We start from the raw sequence: 15,826 nt of genomic DNA, 5'->3' as shown, positions 1-15,826 counted from the left end.
GTGCTAAATGACAGCGGGAAGAAAAACGGACAAACGCTCGCAACTGGCCGGCAGGCGATTCGGGCTGGCCGTTACCTTATTTACTTCCAGCTACGAAGAAATCGTTGAAGAAAACAAGCATGGCAGTAACCGTAAGCAGATCTGGGCACCACGGTGGGCGAGATTTGTTGATTACTACGATTTGAAGCAGATCCGTAGATGGCCCAAGGAGGGGCTGCCCCTTAAACGCGTGGATCAGGTGGCGGCTTTCTTCGGCCTGGAAGCCCAGGCCTTTGTCGATGAGCGCATCGCCGAAAGAGACCTCACCAATGCCCTTTATCGTGCAAAACCAAGGGTGATGAAAGCCGGCACGAATCCCATCGAACCGGAATATATCGAGCCGACAGATGGTAAAACAATCATCTCCATTCCTTCGACGCCGCCAATTTTTGTGGGAAGAGGCTCGGACCTGGAGACAATCAGGGATCTTCTCACCGCCGAAACCAATGGTCAGATGATCGCCATCCATGGATGGCCCGGCGTGGGCAAGACCACCTTTGCCGCCGCCCTGGCCAACGATGCCGCCGTGCAGGATGGTTTTCCGGACGGGATCATCTGGATGCCGATGGGGGTGGGATTCAATCCGATTACGGGATTCAGCACCCTGGGGCAGCGTCATTTGCTGGACAGCCGGGAGCTGCGGCAAACCACCAGTCTGGATAAAGCCATTTCCATTTTGCGGGACCGGGTCGCCGGCAAACGGTTGCTGCTCTTGTTGGATGACGCCTGGGAAGTGGATCACGTGGCCGGTTTCAGGCAATCCGTGGGGGACACCAACGCGCTGATTATCACCTCACGATCCCCGGAAATCGCTCAGCACCTGGTCTACGCTCCGGAGTCGGTCTATCGATTGGATGTTTTCAGAGAGGCAGATTCCATGACATTGCTGAAGATCTTGATACCGGCGGTGGTCGAAGAAAATAACGAGCGGTGTATTGAACTGGTAAACGCCCTGGAAAACCTGCCGCTGGCAATTCATGTTGTCGGCCGCATGCTGAGAATGGAATCCGAAATCTGGCCCGGCAACGTAAAGAAGCTGTTGGATGAACTGATAGAAAGCATCAGCTCGGTTTTCCAAGAGCGTGCCCCCCACGATCTTTTCGACCCGGTGGACGGCAGGATTCCCACCGTGGAAATGCTGTTTCGAAAGAGCACGGACCGTTTGGATGAAAAAACGAGAATCTGTTTCGCCGCCCTGGGCGCATTGGCCCCCAAACCGGCCACATTCGATTTGAGAAGAATAACGGCCGCATGGGCCGGCATCGGCGTCCGGGATCCTAAGCCGGCGGTCACGGAATTGGCCAACCGAGGCCTGCTCGATCCCTTGAAAAACGACCGTTTTCAGATGCACGCCCTGCTCGTGGCCCATGCCGGGAACCTGCTTCAGGGTTTATAATCAATGAAACAAGCGACTCGATAATTTCGATGCGGCTCTGAAAACGGGTCAACGTCTCATGGAAACTGCCGAAAAGGCCGGAGACAAGTACTATGTGTTTGTAGCCCGGGGCAGCATGGGGAGTGTCCATGTCCGGCGCGAAACCTACCGGGAAGCGGTGGATGTTCTGGAAAAGGCCGTCCAGGCAGTCCCCGAATTGGACGATCCTTCCAAGCGGAATGAAATCAACATCGCCCATGCTCATGGTGAGAAGGGAGACATCGATATGGCCATCGCCATCGGCGAAAAGGCCCTTGAAAGAATGCAGCAGCTCAATGACCCGCATGTTGAAAAGGTGGCGAAACAGCTTGACCGGTGGCGGGAAAATCGCGCGCATCGTCGATTGGGTTGAGGAACGAAACCCAATCGTTTTCACTATTCATCGATACCGATTACGCCAACCGCTTCGCTGACAACGCCAATGAATGGTGATCGCGGTTTCCACATTTGGATCTGTTTTTTATTCTACACGGGCGTGGTCCGCTCTTAATCCGGTCATGGCTCGGCCAGTAGGAGCTGGCAACGCCTGCGACACAGCCGTTGGATCGCCATTGGTTATCGCGGCCATGGGCCGCTCCTACACGGCATCGCCATGTTTCGCCGAAGGCGGCTCACCGACGATGGGGGGATAAATATTCGGGGCCGGAAGGTTATCGTATCAATTCAAGCCTCCAAACGGCCATGCATCCCACGGCCAGTAAGAGCGAGCCATGCCCGCGATGTGAAAACAAAAGACCAGGTTCCGAAAACAACATATGGAGCCCGGTCACGTCGTAAAGATCGATTTTTGTTTTACCCGATCGCGAACAATTCTCCGCAGGCATCCCGCCTTTCCAACTCGTCCTTCGCCTTTTGGCGCATATACCGTTTCAGCTCCGTTTCCAGGTGGTCGCGGTTGCAGATCACGCCGTTGAAGTCGCCGTTCTCCATGTCGGCCCGCAGGCGGCAGCCGCCCATGCAGGTGGGCAGTAGGGCGCAGGTGCGGCATTCCTCCGGGAACCGACGTTCCAGGAGCTGGGTCTCGGCCACGTAGTCGATGCCCGTGGTCACATGGCCGTAGGCCCGCTCGCCCAGTTGCAGGGAGGGACAGGGGATGATGCTGCCGTCCACGTCATACACATGGTAGGCTTTCTGGTCGGCGATGCAGGCGAACAGGGGCGCGGATCGGTCGGCGGGAAAGCCCGCGTCTTCGATCACGGCGTTAATCCAGTGCAGGATCGTCAAGTCGCCGAATCCGGCGGTGAAGCGGTTGTCCTGGCGCCGGGGCAGGATGGGGGTCACCTCGATGCCGGCGATCTCGATATCCCGTTTCCCAAAATCGGCGATCATCTCGCCGATGCGGCGGTAGTCCTCGGCCGCGGCATCGTACTGGTACTCGATGATCACGGGCACCCGGCCGCTGATCGCCGCCAGGTTGCCCAGCACCTTGTGGTAGTTGGGGCCGCCGCCCAGGGAGGGCCGCAGGCGGTCATGCACCTCGGCCGGGCCGGCCAGGCTGACGTGCAGGGTTTCCAGCCCGCATGCCAGCAAGGCATCGATCCGCGCCACGTTCAGGTGTTTGCCGTTGGTGGTAACCGAAAACCGGTACGGGATGCCCTGCGCCTGGCAGCAGGCAAGCCGCCGGCGGGCTGAATCGCGCATGACCGCGTAGTTGAGGAAGGGCTCGCCGCCCAAAAAGGCGTCCCGGGCGGCCAGGGGGCGCTTTTCTTCGATAAAGGCCGCATGGAAGCGATCCATCAGCCGGGCCGTTTCGGCGCTCATGTGGAAACCACGGCGCAGGTGCGGCATGAGGGAACAATAGGCGCAGTCGTTGTCGCACACGCGGGTGTACAGGACGCGGCTCTTCACTTCGCCATAATTGCGCGCATGGTCGTTGCGCCACTCCAGGAAAAGCTGGAACTCGTCCGTCCCGGCCGGAACCAGAAAGCCCTGTGCCTTGAGGGTAGGCCATAGAACGGTTTGCTTGAGGTCCGGATCGTTGTCGGCCACGCGTTTCCATGCCGACCGGGGCAGGATGCAGTCGGCCTTGGTCAGGGTGTGGTGCAGGGTGGCGTATTCCACCCCGCGGTAGGTGAATGAACCATCTAATATATGACAAGAAATTTTATGGGTTGGCATGCTTACCTCCTGGTCTTGGTATGGCGCCGGGGAGTTTTGGCTCCCCGGCGAGGTTGACAACCGGAAGTAAGGGCCCTTGGCTTCGGTTGGGTTGGGGCTGCCGGGGCCTGGACGGCCCCGGCGGGGGTTAGGGGTTAGGTCCGGATCGAGGGGCCACCACTTTCGCAGCAGATGGAAAGCTGGTTTGGCGCTTGGTAGGTTCCCGGTGTGGCGACGATGACGATCTCTTTTGCCTTGCTGTGTTTGTTCGAGTTCATTTCAATTCTCCTTGTGTTGTATTGTTGTCAGTTTCCCTCCGGAGTTGTTAATGGGTAACGCACCCATCATGCCAATGATATAATTATCAATTATATTATATATTTAAGAAGAATTTTTGGGCTGGAACGACCATATCCCCATAAGAAAAATAATATCATGAATTGGGCGAGTGATCGAAATAGGTAGAAATGACAGCAATAACAGGCAATTACTGTTTTATTGGAAAACTAATGGCGGCAATAAGGTTTTGAATTGGGGAGAAAGGCGTTGTTTAAGTTATCGATGGGATAGGATGTGCGCCTGATACAGGCACCGGATACTGCCGGTGTCGGCGGCAAAGACATGGGGCAGGTGGATGCGTTTGGAAACGACGTCTATTTCGGTGGGCTGGTAGAGGAAGGCCGCCGGTTGGAGGGCCAGCAGTTGATCTTCGACGGCTTGGCAGATCGCCTGCTGCGCTTGCATGGAGTCGGCGTTTTCGAGGGCCATCAATAACTCGGTGATCCGTGGTGAGGTGAAGTCTCCCATGTTGGAACATCCCTTTTCGTTTGGCATCCAGGTTAACAATAGGGGCGTATGGGAATCGTACAATCCCATGGTTTCCGTAAGCACGGCCTGAAAATCGGTATTCCCACGGTATGATTGCTGGAGGGTTGCGTAGTCGACCGGCACCGGGCGAACCCTGACCCCCAGATCGCCCAAACAGAGCTGAATGAAGCGTACGACCTTTTCATCGATGGGATTTTCACGCATATAAAGCAAATCAAATTCCAATCTGAGACCACCTTTTTGAAAAAGTTCCGTGACGGTGTCCATTTCCCAACCGGCATCGTTCAGCAGCTCTCGGGCTGCGACGGGATCGTAAGGTCTCGGAGGGCGGTCCGACCGCCCATAGGGCGACCCCACACCCAAAGGCCCCGTGGCCACGCGTCCGTAACCTATGAATATCTTCTCCACGATGTGGTCGCGATCGATGCCCAGGCTCAGGGCCCGGCGTACCCGGACATCGGCGAGGCGCGGATCGGCGGGGTTGAACAAAAGGGTCTTGCAAAACCAGGATGGTGATTGATTGATATGATAACGTTGCTGGATGAATTTCATTCGGCGAAAATTGTCCGGGGCCAGGCGCGCGGCGATGTCTGTCTTTCCGGCCAGCAGCCGTGTCCAGGTTTTCTCCATGTCGGTCACATGCGTGAAAAGCACGTGCTCGATGGCGGGGCTACCACCATAGTAATCATGGAAGGCGGAGAGCCGTATATGGCGATCATCGAGTTTTTTCTCGAAGCGGTAAGGGCCAGAGCCGATGGGATGATCCCGATGGGATGCCAGTGATAGATGACGGGGTAGGATCATCGTCTTATAAACAAATTTAAAGAACTCGGGTTGATCGTGAGGCAGTATGATTTTGAAATCGTGTTTTGAAATCGGATCGATCTTAAGGATAGCTCGTTTGGAGTCTTGAAAAAGACCATCAATTTGTTGCTGGATGGAAAAGATGACATCCTCGGATGTAACCGGAGTACCATCATGGAACTTGGCGTCTCGTCGCAATTCAATGGATAAGCTCCGGTCCTGGCGGTTGTAATGCCAGTTTCTGGCAAGGTCCGGTTCCATGCGACCGTCTGGATAACTCCTCGCGAGGGTATTGAAAATCAGCGGGAATATCCAACTCGCCCCCGTGCATTCGGATTCTTTTGGATTCAATGAATGGAAAGGGCTAAAAAGATCGAAACGCAGAGTATCGGCTGGCGGTGGCTCCGCCACTGGTAGTACCGGGGAACGCTCGCAGGCAAGCGGTAATAAGGCCAGGGAAAAGATTAACAGCGTACGGACAAGCAGAGCCAAAATACGTACCACGGGGTCACCTTACCGAAAAGAGCATCGCCGATCACCTCGCCGGCGGACTCAAAGTTTGTTTTCATTCCGGCGGAAGCCGAAATCGCGTCATTACGATTGGTTATGGATGCCGGATCAAGTCCGTCATGACGATTCGGACAATTTGTACGAGTTCATCAGGATTGAAAACATCATAATGTATAGATGAATGCGTATTGGGGTGGCAAGTTGAAACTTGTGCGGGAAAAGAACCTATTGTCTGGTCTCCGGGCCGGGTGGTGAACGCTCCGGTGTTAACGGTGGGGACTGTTTGCTCTTATCTTTTTCAGCCGCTGGCTGACCGCCGATTGACTGATGCCCAATATTTCGGCGGCCCGTGCCTGGTTGCCGCCGGTGCGGCGCAGTGTTTCGTGAAAAAGCATTTGGTTGAGTTCATCGAAGGTCGGGAGGGTCGAACACTTTTTCAACGCCTGGGCTATCGAACTGGCTTCATTCTCGGAATCGTCCATCAGCATGCGGTTGCGTGCCATCTTGTCGCAGATTGTATCCGCATGGATCCTGCCGTTGCCGTCGACCATGGCGACTTCGACCATGGTCTGCAACTCCCGGACATTGCCGGGGTAATCATAACCGGTCAAGAGGTCCCAGACCTCCTGGCCGATTTCGGGGCGGGACAGCTTGAATTTCTTTGCTGTTTTTTGGGCAAAGTGCTTCACTAAAGGGATGATGTCATCCCGGCGTTGGCGCAGGGGCGGAAGATCGATATGGTGACTGTCCAATCGGAAATAAAGATCCTTCCTGAACGTTCCCTCGATAACCCTTTCCCGCAGGCACCGGTGCGTGGCCACGACAATCTGCACATCGGCCGTTTTGGGTTTGTCCGATCCCAGGGGCATGAACTCGCCTTCCTGAATCAGGCGCAGTAGCTTGGTCTGGGAGGTCGGGCTCAAATCGCCGATTTCGTCCAGAAACAGGGTTCCGCCATGGGCCTTTTCAACCAGTCCCTGGCGTGCTTTTATTGCACCGGTAAACGCCCCTTTTTCATAACCGAACAAGGTGCTGGCGAAAAATTGATCGTCGACCCCTGCCGCGTTAAAGGCCACGAAGGCTCCCTTTCGGCCGCTGCAGGCATGGAGCAGCCAGGCAATCCGCTCCTTGCCCGTGCCGCTTTCACCGGCGATGCGCACCAGCCTGGCCTTTGGGGCGATGCGGCGGATGCGCGCGATCAAGGCCTGCATCATCGCGTTGACGGTGATGAACGCCTTGTCCTTGATGCTGGTGCCGGTTGTAGATGCGTCCATCTGTGTCATGGCCGATTCGGGGTGCCTGGGTTGACGACATGCCGGCCGGATGTTTTCCGGCCGGCGTCTATCCGTGTTGCCACCCACTATGACACAGGCTGCTTTTGCGAACGAGGGCGCGAAACGGGCAAAAAAGAGGCATTTTTCGGGGGTGAATGGCCCCAAGAGGATCGCCCTCCCTGTGGCACCCCCTACCGCTACCGTAATCGCTCCCGCAAACGCCCCCCAATCTTGGTTAAAAAACGCCGGCACGACCTTTCACCAACCATTTTTACCCGATAAATGCCCGTTTCCCTCCCTGTTACCTGAATCTCCGCTCCAATAAAATGGTCCCCGACAGCACCGTCCATCTCTTTTAACCCGTTTACGCGATGAGGGAGACCATGAAGCGACCCATACCAATGCCCCGGCGTATGATTCTGACCGAACTTTTCTCCGACCTCGGCGATCAATTCGTCCACCTGACCCTGCTGGCCGAACTGTTTTTCGGCCTTGCCGCATCCCACGCCAACCTGCTCTTGCTGTGCCTGATTCAGCAGGCGCCGGCCATCTTTCTGGGGCCCCTGGCCGGCCGGTGGGTGGACCGCATCGGTCCCAGCAACGGAATCGTGGGCGGCATCCTGGCCCGGCTGCTGCTGGTGGTCGGATTGCTGAATGCCCGGGACGGGTGGACCGTGTGGCCCATCTACCTGCTGTTCGCCAGCGCTTCGCTACTGTTCGTGATCTCGCGACTGTGCATCACGCCCCGCATCGTCGCCCCCGGGGCGCTGATCCGGTACAATGCGGTCAATGAGCGCGTGGCCCTGGCGGCCGGCATCGGCGGCCCCTTTCTAATCGGCCTGCTGATTCGCCAGGCCGGCGCCGGCATCTCCCTGGTCATGGGCATCGCTATGTATGGTTGTAGCGCATGGCTGGCCAAAGGGTTGCCGCGATTGGATGCGGCGGCCGGCAAGGTGGGCGAACAACGGCCAAGGGGGGGGGGCGACGGTTGACGAGTGTCTACCTTGATCCCCTGGCCGATCCTCGCATCGGCATCTGGTCGATTTTGATCCTTGCCTCCGGTATTGTCGGCAGCGTTTTGAATTTTGGCGCGCCGGTGTACAACCGCACGTTCTTCCAGGGCGATATCGTTGCCTGGGGGGCTGTCATGTCCGGTTACCAGGCCGGCGCCTGTCTGGCAACCCTGATCCTGCCAGCCCTGGACACGCGCCTGACTGACCGAAGCCTGCTGATTTGCTGCTTCACCCTGGTGGGATTGGGTTTCATTCTGCTGGCGATCTTTACTTGTCTGCCCCTGTTCGCCATCGTCATGGCCTGCCTGGGTTGCCTTTTCACGTTGCTGGCCATTTTTCTGATGAGCCGTATCCAGCGCGATTGCGCCGAAACCCGCCGGGGCGGCGTCCTGTCCGGCCTGTCCGCCCTGGGCGGGGCGTGCCTGCTGGCCGGAATATCGGTCGGCGCGTTGGTGGTGCAGGCCGGCGGAGTGCGGCTGTTGTTTGGCTTTGGCGCCGTGTTGTCGGTTGCCGCAATGCTGACCGCCTGCCGTTTGTCCTACATGCCGCACGCGCGGGAAGGGGATGGCCTAAAAAATAGATCCGTTCATTTGAATCAATAGTAAAACAGCATCATCGGTTGGGTTGATCCCCTTTTAGCGAAAAAGCGGGCAAGCGAAAAACAGCCATGCGTTGCCCGGTGAACGCTTGCCTCTTTTCTCCTTGTTTTCCACTTATCTGAGTGTTACCCTATTTTTATCAATTCCGATCTTCTCACATTTCCCGTGCCTCACGTTTCAATGCGCTGAACGAGCGCATGGCCTTGTCTGCTGGTATTGCCGGCCCCCTGCTCATCGGCCTGTCGATTCGCCAAGCGGGAACCGGCATTTCCCTGGGAACGGGCGTAGTCATGTATGGGGTAAGCGCCATCTTGATCCGGGGGCTGCCCAAGACCAGCGATTCCATGAGCATATCAACTCCCGGTCATATCACCGCCTGGCCCCAATGCCTGGTCCGGGCCTACGTCGCTTCGCTCATGGATCGGCGGGTGGGCGCCTGGGTGACGGTATCGGCGGCGGCCATCGGCATCGGCGGATTGTTGAACGTCGCTGCACCCGTCTACAACCATTTCTTTTTCCAGGGGGATATCGTTGCCTGGGGGGTGGTCATGGCCGGCTATCAGGCGGGGGCCTGCCTGGCGGCCCTGCTGTTGTCCGCCATGGTAAATCGGTGGCGGGATTTCACCCTTTTCCGTATTTGTTTCTTCCTTATAGGCATGGGATTCGCCGTTTTGGCGATTTTGCCCAATCTGCGCCTTTTCGTATTGGCCATGGCTGATTGCGGATGGGGATTTACCATGCTCCAGATGCTGACGGAAAGCCGGATCCAACGGGATTGCCGACCTTCCCGCCGGGGCGCCACCATGGCCGCCCTGGCATCCTTGCGCGGGGCGGGCCTGCTCGGTGGATGCCTGCTGGGAGGCGTGTTTGCCGAATTGGCGGATGTCCGCGAAACGATGATCGTGGGTTGCCTGGCATCGGTCGCGGGCCTGGTCCTGGTAATTCGTTCTCCGGCCGTGTTCGGGAAGGAAAGTTCGATCGGCAGGCATTGAGGGCTTTGTTGATGTACGATTGCAATCTGTGGGAATTTCGCGCTACTTACCATGCATGGATCGGCAACCCCGCAAAACTGGGATATTCAGGCAGCTTCTGCGATTCGTGCTGCCTTTCGTGATCCTGGGCATCGCTGCCACCAGCGCCGTGCTGATGTGGACCAATTACCGCTATTTTCAAAAAACCGTCGATCAGGACTATCGCAACATCATCCGGGCGTCCGCCTCGGAAATCGACTTGTTTATGGACAACGCTACCGAGGATATGGAAACCCTGGCCTGGTTACTCCGTGCAGTCCGGTTTGACAACTGGCGGGCGGAAATGGTTTTGTCTGCCTTTCAGTACAGCAAACCGAAATTCGGCTGTATCTTGCTGGTTTTTACCGATGGCCGGTGCATTCCGGCTTCGGGGGATGATTCCCCGGAAAACCAGGCGTCGGCTGCCGGCGTCATAGAAAAGGCTTTTTCCGGGTTGTCGGCCATTTCGGAGGTTGATGTGGGGGACGACAATCTTCCCCTGGTTCACATGGCCGTGCCTGTGCGACGCATGGGCAGAATCGAGGCGGCACTATACGGCAGGTTGAATCTGAAGCATATCTGGGATGTTCTGGAGGGCATCCGCATCGGCGATACCGGACAGATTTTCATCCTCGATCCGTCGGGCCGGCATCTGGCCCATCGGGAGATCGATCGCGTGGTGAGTGGCCTTCCCGGATACGGATCCCGCACGCTGCATGCCATCAAGGATTCACCGTTTCCTGTCAAATGGATCGAGCACGTAAAAGGGAAAGGGTATTTTTGCCTGGGTGTTCATCTGACGGGGCAGGACTGGGTGGTCGTATTGCGCCAGGCCATGCCGGAAATATACGCCTACCTGCATGCCAACTTTATTTGGGCCGTCACCATTACCGCGGCCGCCTGCCTGTTGGCCGTCATGCTGGGCTGGTTCCAGGTGAAGCAGTTCATCCGTCCCATCGAGACCATGCACAAGCAGGTCCTGCAGATCGGTGATGGCCGCCTGGACCTTCAGGTGGCGGTGAAGACCAACGACGAGATCGGTGATCTGGGCCGTGCCTTCAATACCATGACCGCCTCCCTAAATGAGACCATTGACCGCGAGATCCGTACGGCCAGGAAATTGGCCCATGCCCGCAACCTGGCGCTGCTTGGCATATCGGCCAGCAAGGTGACCCACGAGGTGGGCAACCTGCTCAACAATGTGGGCATGTCGGCCAGTGCCCTCAAGGGCGAGCCCTTGAGCCGGAAGGGGACACTGGCCCTGGAGAAAATGGAGACAGAGGCGGCGCGCATCAAAACCTTTTTGCTGGATTTTCTCAAGTTTGCCAAACCGCCCGAGCTTCATCCGTCACCGGTGGCCCTCGACCTAGTTCTCCGTGAAGTCCTGGCCATGCACAAACCGGTCATTCGGCAGCGCGGGATCGAGGTCTCCATGGACTGGCCGCCGGATGCACCCAGGGTTCAGGCCGACGCGAGCCTGCTCTATCAGGCGTTCAACAATCTGGTGAAAAACAGCATCGAGGCCCTGGATGGTGACGGGCGGGTCGCGGTGCGCGGAACGATCGATGGGACCTGGCTTGAAGTCAGCGTTGAGGACAACGGCTGCGGTATCGCCCCCGAGCATCGGGAGCGGATGTTCGAGCCGTTTTTTACCACCAAGGGCAAGGTCGGCAACGGGCTGGGCATGGCCATCGTGCAATCCATCGTCACCGCCCACCGCGGCACCATCACCTGCCAAAGCCAGCCGGGCCAGGGGACACATATCTCGATTCGGATTCCGATCAAATGACTGATAAAGGGGCAATTAAGCGGTTAGGAAAGGGCCGATGGACCCGTTATGAATTGCCTTGATGTCTATTTGGAATTCTATTTGGAATTATTCCAAATAGAATTATTTAAATATTTCAGACATATGAACGCCATATAAGATTCTATTTGGAATTCTATTCGCAATTTTCCAAATAGAATTACGAATAGATTTTTATCATCATGGGCAACCCAACTCAGAAAATCAAAACAAGCGAATCAACCTGCCCAGCGGCCTTGCTAAAGGGTGAAATCCCCTCCCGTTTTCAAAGCTTTTGGGCCATCGGCAACCTTGATATCCTCAATACCAATTTGTTGGGCGTTTTTTGCTCGATCCGATGCCCCGGCAGCATTATTCTAAACACCTACGATTGCATGCGAATTCTGCACGACTCCGGCGTTGCGGTTGTCAGCGGTTTCCACGCACCGATCGAAAAGGACGGCCTTGATATCCTGCTGAAAGGTACCTAGCCGATTGTGGTCTGCCCGGCACGCGGAATTGTTCAAATGCGAATCCCCCGATTATGGAAAAAATCAATTGATCAGGGCCGGTTGTTGATATTGTCACCATTCGACGAAAAACAGAAACGACCCACCGTGTCGTCCGCCCAAAAGCGCAACCATTTGGTTGCCAAACTGGGCCGAAGTTTTTTGATTCCATATGCCGGTGCCGGCAGTAAAACGGAACAACTGGGCAGGGATATCCTTGAGGGCGGCGGAGCAATTTATTCGTTTAATTTACCCGTCAATGATGGTCTGATTCACTCGGGTGCCAAGCCAATTGGGATGGAACTTAAAGGGATGAAGGCATTTGCGAAGAATTTAAAATCAAATTTTAAGACCCGTTTCGAAAAGGAATAATTCATGGAAAATTGAATGTATCACCTAACCATCCGTCTGGATGAGATCAAACCGGAGATCTGGCGGCGCTTTGTCGTTCCCGGAGACATCACCCTTTCAACTTTTCCTTCACCTGCGCTTCCAGCCACGCGATCCAGTCGTCGAAACCGGCCTCGGTTTTGGCCGAAATCTCGAAAACCGGCATGCCGGGATGGATGTTGGCGATGCTCGTGCGGGCCAGGTCCATGTCAAAATCGAGGTAGGGCAGAAGGTCGATCTTGTTGAGCAGGGTGGCGTCGCATTCGCGGAACATCAGCGGGTATTTGGCCGGTTTGTCCTCGCCCTCGGTGACCGACAGGACTACCACGCGTTTGTCTTCGCCAATGTCGAACTCCGCCGGGCAGACCAGGTTGCCGATGTTCTCGACGATCAAGAGGTCGATGTTGTCAAGGTCCAGGTCGGCAACGGCTTTTTCCACCACATGGGCCGCCAGGTGGCAGTCGCCGCCGAACTCGTCGGTGTTGATCTGGACGACCGGCGCACCGGACAGGGCCAGGCGGTCGGCATCGACGGTCGTGCAAATGTCGCCCACGATCACGGCGCAACGCAGACCAGGCATGATGCGGGCCAGGGTTTTCTGCAGGGTGGTGGTCTTGCCCGAACCCGGAGAGCTCATCATGTTGAGCACGAAGACGCCCTTTTCGGCGAATACCGCCCGCATGCGCCCGGCCATGATGTCGTTGGCGTCCAGCACCCGCCGAACCACTTTGATCTCGCGGGTGCCTGATTTTTTTGTCTCCACGTCATGGCCGCCGCCATGGTGATGGTCGTGGGGCCCGTGATGGCCGCGATGATACCGTTTGATGATGCGATTGGCGAAAAACCACATGATCTATCCTTTTTTACGGAATCGTCAATCCTCGTCTTCGATTTCAATGGAGGTAATGTCCAACTCCAGCCCGGAGAGGATGTCGATATCGCCGCTTTTGCAGACCGGGCAGACGAAAACCGGTTCGGTGACGGTCCACTGGTTTTCGCACGCCTTGCAGCGCACCACCACGGGCAGTTCTTCGATGACCAGCTCGGCCCCCTCCAGGGGCGTCTCCTTGACCACCAGATCGAAGCAGAAACGCAGGCTGTCCGCCACGATGGCCGACAATTTGCCCACCTTAAGGTTGACGCGCTGGACCCTGGCGCACTGCATGTCCGCCGGGATGGAGGCCGTGGCGATTTCTACGATCTGCATGGCGATGCCCATTTCGTGCATGGAATTCCTTTGAGTTACATTTTCGAGCCGAACCGGTTGCTGCTTGTTGAACGATTCAAATACCATCCGATCCACATTTGATCAATCATGCAAAAGAACGGGCGGTTCGCAGGAACCGCCCGTTCTTTTGAGTAGCTGAAATAAGGATTGAGACAGCCAATCGTTTATTTGAACGTTTCGGCACACACATCGCCCAGATAGGCCAGATTTTCACACACGTTGATACCATTGGCTTTCATGGCCGCCACCTTGCTCTGGCCGGTGCCGCTGCTGCCGCTGATGATGGCGCCGGCATGGCCCATGCGTCGTCCCGGAGGGGCGGTGAGGCCGGCGATGAAGCCGACCACCGGTTTGGTGACCTTCTCTTGGATGAATTCGGCCGCTTTCTCTTCCGCGTCGCCGCCGATCTCGCCGATCATGACGATGCCTTGGGTGGCGTCGTCGGCCTGGAAGCGTTCCAGGCAGTCGATGAAGTTGGTGCCGTTGACCGGATCGCCGCCGATGCCGATGCAGGTGGTCTGGCCCAGGCCGGTAAGGGTCAGGGCATGCACGGCTTCATAGGTCAGGGTGCCGGAGCGGGAAACCACGCCGATTTTGCCGGGTTGATGAATCGGCGCCGGCATGATGCCGATCTTGCACTCACCGGGAGTGATGATGCCGGGGCAGTTAGGGCCGATAAGGCGCACCGGTTTGTCCTTGATGTAGTTTTTTACCCGCATCATGTCCATCACCGGAATGCCTTCGGTGATGCAGACGATCAGGGGAACCTCGGCGTCGGTGGCCTCCATGATGGCGTCGGCGGCAAAGGGCGGGGGCACGAAAATCATGCTGGCGTTGGCGCCGGCGGTCTTTACGGCATCGGCGACCGTATCGAAAACGGGAACCTCGTCCATTTTCTGGCCGCCCTTGCCGGGGGTCACGCCGGCCACGACCTGGGTTCCGTACTCAACGCATGCACGGGCATGGAACTGGCCTTCTTTTCCAGTAATTCCCTGCACCAACAGTTTGGTTTCTTTATTGACTAATATGCTCACGGTTTAATCCTCGCTGATTTGTAATAAATTACTGGATCGCAGCCTTCAGTTTCTCGGCGGCATCCTTGAGATCCTTGGCATTGATCAGCTCCAGACCCGACTCCGCCAGGATCTTTCTCCCCTCGGCCAGGTTGGTGCCTTCCATGCGGATGATCACCGGCACGCGCATGCCGACCTTTTTGGCGGCCTGGACGACGCCGTTGGCCAGGCGGTCGCAGCGCAGGATCCCTCCAAAAATATTGATCAGGATCGCCTTTACGTTGTCATCGCTCTGCAGGATGCGAAAACCGTTTTCAATCTGTTCGGCGCTGGCGCCGCCGCCCACGTCGAGGAAGTTGACCGGCTTGCCGCCGGCGTACTTGATACAATCCATGGTTGCCATGGCCAGGCCGGCGCCGTTGACCATATTGCCCACGTTGCCGCCTTCGCCCAGGTGGATGTAGTTCAGGCCAAAGCTGCCGGCCTCCACCTCGGTGGGATCCTCTTCATCCAGGTCGCGGTATTCCTTGACATCGGGATGGCGGTACAGGGCGTTGTCATCGAAATCCATCTTGCCGTCGAGCGCGATCACATCGTCTTCGGCGGTGATGATCAGCGGGTTGATTTCTACCAGTGAGCAGTCGTAGCTGACAGCCAATTGGTACAGGTTTTTGAGCAGTACGGTGAAGGGTTTCATGGACGCCTTGGACATGTTGAGTCCAAAGGCAGCGGCCCGCAGGTGGTAGGCTTGAATCCCGACATTGGGGTCAACAAAGACCTTGATGATCTTCTCGGGTGTCTTCTCGGCAACGTCTTCGATGTCCATGCCGCCGGCTTCGGACGCCATGATGATCATCTTGGCCGTTGCCCGGTCCGGCAGGATGCTGAGGTAGAGTTCCTTGGCGATGTTGAGGCCCTGCTCGATGAGCAGTTTCTTGACCAGTTTGCCGCCTGGCCCGGTCTGCTTGGTGACCAGATTCATGCCCAGGATACTGCTGGCGTAGGTGTCGAATTCTTCCGCTGTCTTGGCCACCTTCACGCCGCCGCCCAGTCCACGGCCGCCGGCGTGAATCTGGGCCTTGACCACCACCGGGTAGGCACCCAGCCTCTCGGCGACGGCCTTGGCTTCTTCGACGGTGAAGGCTACACCGCCGTCGGGAACGGCGACGCCGTTTTTACGGAACAGCTCTTTTGCCTGGTATTCATGGATTTTCATGATACCGATCTCCTTTGTGTTTGCGGGTCCAGACGCGGGAAAGAAAACGGCCTGGGGCCCTATGGTCAACATCGA

General features: G+C 56.9%; 16 protein-coding genes and 1 pseudogene. 9 read left to right on the top strand and 8 right to left on the bottom strand.

The window, feature by feature from the left end:
- Positions 1-7 precede the first annotated feature (7 nt).
- Positions 8-1,435, top strand: coding sequence for an NB-ARC domain-containing protein (locus GN112_RS16215; RefSeq protein ID WP_155311164.1), 1,428 nt, complete (start codon positions 8-10; stop codon positions 1,433-1,435).
- 58 nt (positions 1,436-1,493) lie between these two features.
- A complete protein-coding gene (locus tag GN112_RS16210) occupies positions 1,494-1,826 on the top strand; it encodes a tetratricopeptide repeat protein (protein ID WP_155311163.1) in 333 nt (110 codons plus the stop codon).
- A gap of 440 nt (positions 1,827-2,266) precedes the next feature.
- Here the strand turns inward: GN112_RS16210 and GN112_RS16205 are convergent, their stop codons facing one another.
- The 4 genes from GN112_RS16205 to GN112_RS16195 form a co-directional block, all read right to left on the bottom strand.
- Positions 2,267-3,592, bottom strand: coding sequence for a radical SAM/SPASM domain-containing protein (locus GN112_RS16205; protein ID WP_155311162.1), 1,326 nt, complete (start codon positions 3,590-3,592; stop codon positions 2,267-2,269).
- Positions 3,593-3,726: 134 nt separating this feature from the next.
- On the bottom strand, positions 3,727-3,849 hold the full coding sequence (locus tag GN112_RS34875; RefSeq protein ID WP_269434920.1) for a hypothetical protein: 123 nt from the start codon (positions 3,847-3,849) through the stop codon (positions 3,727-3,729).
- A gap of 277 nt (positions 3,850-4,126) precedes the next feature.
- Positions 4,127-5,464 (bottom strand): ABC transporter substrate-binding protein, encoded by a 1,338-nt coding sequence (locus GN112_RS16200; protein ID WP_155311161.1) that lies wholly within the window; start codon positions 5,462-5,464, stop codon positions 4,127-4,129.
- Between the two features lie 515 nt (positions 5,465-5,979).
- A complete protein-coding gene (locus GN112_RS16195) occupies positions 5,980-6,987 on the bottom strand; it encodes a sigma 54-interacting transcriptional regulator (protein WP_162458963.1) in 1,008 nt (335 codons plus the stop codon).
- A 383-nt stretch (positions 6,988-7,370) separates the two neighbouring features.
- Here GN112_RS16195 and GN112_RS16190 point away from each other — a divergent pair, with 383 nt between their 5' ends.
- The 7 genes and pseudogenes from GN112_RS16190 to GN112_RS35290 all read left to right on the top strand — a co-directional run.
- Complete coding sequence (locus tag GN112_RS16190) at positions 7,371-7,979, top strand: MFS transporter (protein ID WP_155311159.1); 609 nt, start codon at positions 7,371-7,373, stop codon at positions 7,977-7,979.
- Positions 7,976-8,602, top strand: coding sequence for an MFS transporter (locus tag GN112_RS16185; protein WP_155311158.1), 627 nt, complete (start codon positions 7,976-7,978; stop codon positions 8,600-8,602). Before GN112_RS16190 ends, GN112_RS16185 begins: the two co-directional genes overlap by 4 nt.
- Before the next feature lie 194 nt (positions 8,603-8,796).
- A complete protein-coding gene (locus tag GN112_RS16180) occupies positions 8,797-9,591 on the top strand; it encodes an MFS transporter (RefSeq protein WP_155311157.1) in 795 nt (264 codons plus the stop codon).
- Positions 9,592-9,697: 106 nt separating this feature from the next.
- Entirely contained in the window at positions 9,698-11,398 is a 1,701-nt protein-coding gene (locus GN112_RS16175; RefSeq protein WP_162458962.1) for a sensor histidine kinase, read from the top strand.
- A 200-nt stretch (positions 11,399-11,598) separates the two neighbouring features.
- A complete protein-coding gene (locus GN112_RS16170) occupies positions 11,599-11,886 on the top strand; it encodes a hypothetical protein (RefSeq protein WP_155311155.1) in 288 nt (95 codons plus the stop codon).
- Between the two features lie 36 nt (positions 11,887-11,922).
- A complete protein-coding gene (locus tag GN112_RS16165; protein WP_155311154.1) occupies positions 11,923-12,276 on the top strand; it encodes a hypothetical protein in 354 nt (117 codons plus the stop codon).
- A 15-nt stretch (positions 12,277-12,291) separates the two neighbouring features.
- Positions 12,292-12,342: pseudogene (locus GN112_RS35290) on the top strand (hypothetical protein); the annotation flags it as partial.
- Between the two features lie 22 nt (positions 12,343-12,364).
- On the opposite strand, the gene hypB reads toward GN112_RS35290, so the two are convergent.
- From hypB to sucC, 4 genes are all read right to left on the bottom strand, one after another.
- Positions 12,365-13,144, bottom strand: a complete 780-nt coding sequence (gene hypB, locus GN112_RS16155) for a hydrogenase nickel incorporation protein HypB (RefSeq protein WP_155311152.1) — start codon at positions 13,142-13,144, stop codon at positions 12,365-12,367.
- Between the two features lie 24 nt (positions 13,145-13,168).
- The gene (hypA, locus tag GN112_RS16150; RefSeq protein ID WP_155311151.1) at positions 13,169-13,522 is read right to left on the bottom strand and encodes a hydrogenase maturation nickel metallochaperone HypA; all 354 of its coding nucleotides are present in this window, start codon (positions 13,520-13,522) and stop codon (positions 13,169-13,171) included.
- 164 nt (positions 13,523-13,686) lie between these two features.
- The gene (gene sucD / locus GN112_RS16145; protein ID WP_155311150.1) at positions 13,687-14,556 is read right to left on the bottom strand and encodes a succinate--CoA ligase subunit alpha; all 870 of its coding nucleotides are present in this window, start codon (positions 14,554-14,556) and stop codon (positions 13,687-13,689) included.
- Positions 14,557-14,584: 28 nt separating this feature from the next.
- Complete coding sequence (gene sucC, locus GN112_RS16140) at positions 14,585-15,751, bottom strand: ADP-forming succinate--CoA ligase subunit beta (protein WP_155311149.1); 1,167 nt, start codon at positions 15,749-15,751, stop codon at positions 14,585-14,587.
- Positions 15,752-15,826 lie beyond the last annotated feature (75 nt).

Origin of the sequence: Desulfosarcina ovata subsp. ovata, from assembly GCF_009689005.1 — a bacterium.
In the GTDB taxonomy this organism is placed as follows: Bacteria; Desulfobacterota; Desulfobacteria; order Desulfobacterales; family Desulfosarcinaceae; genus Desulfosarcina; species Desulfosarcina ovata.
This window is presented reverse-complemented; position numbering and strand designations above follow the sequence as displayed.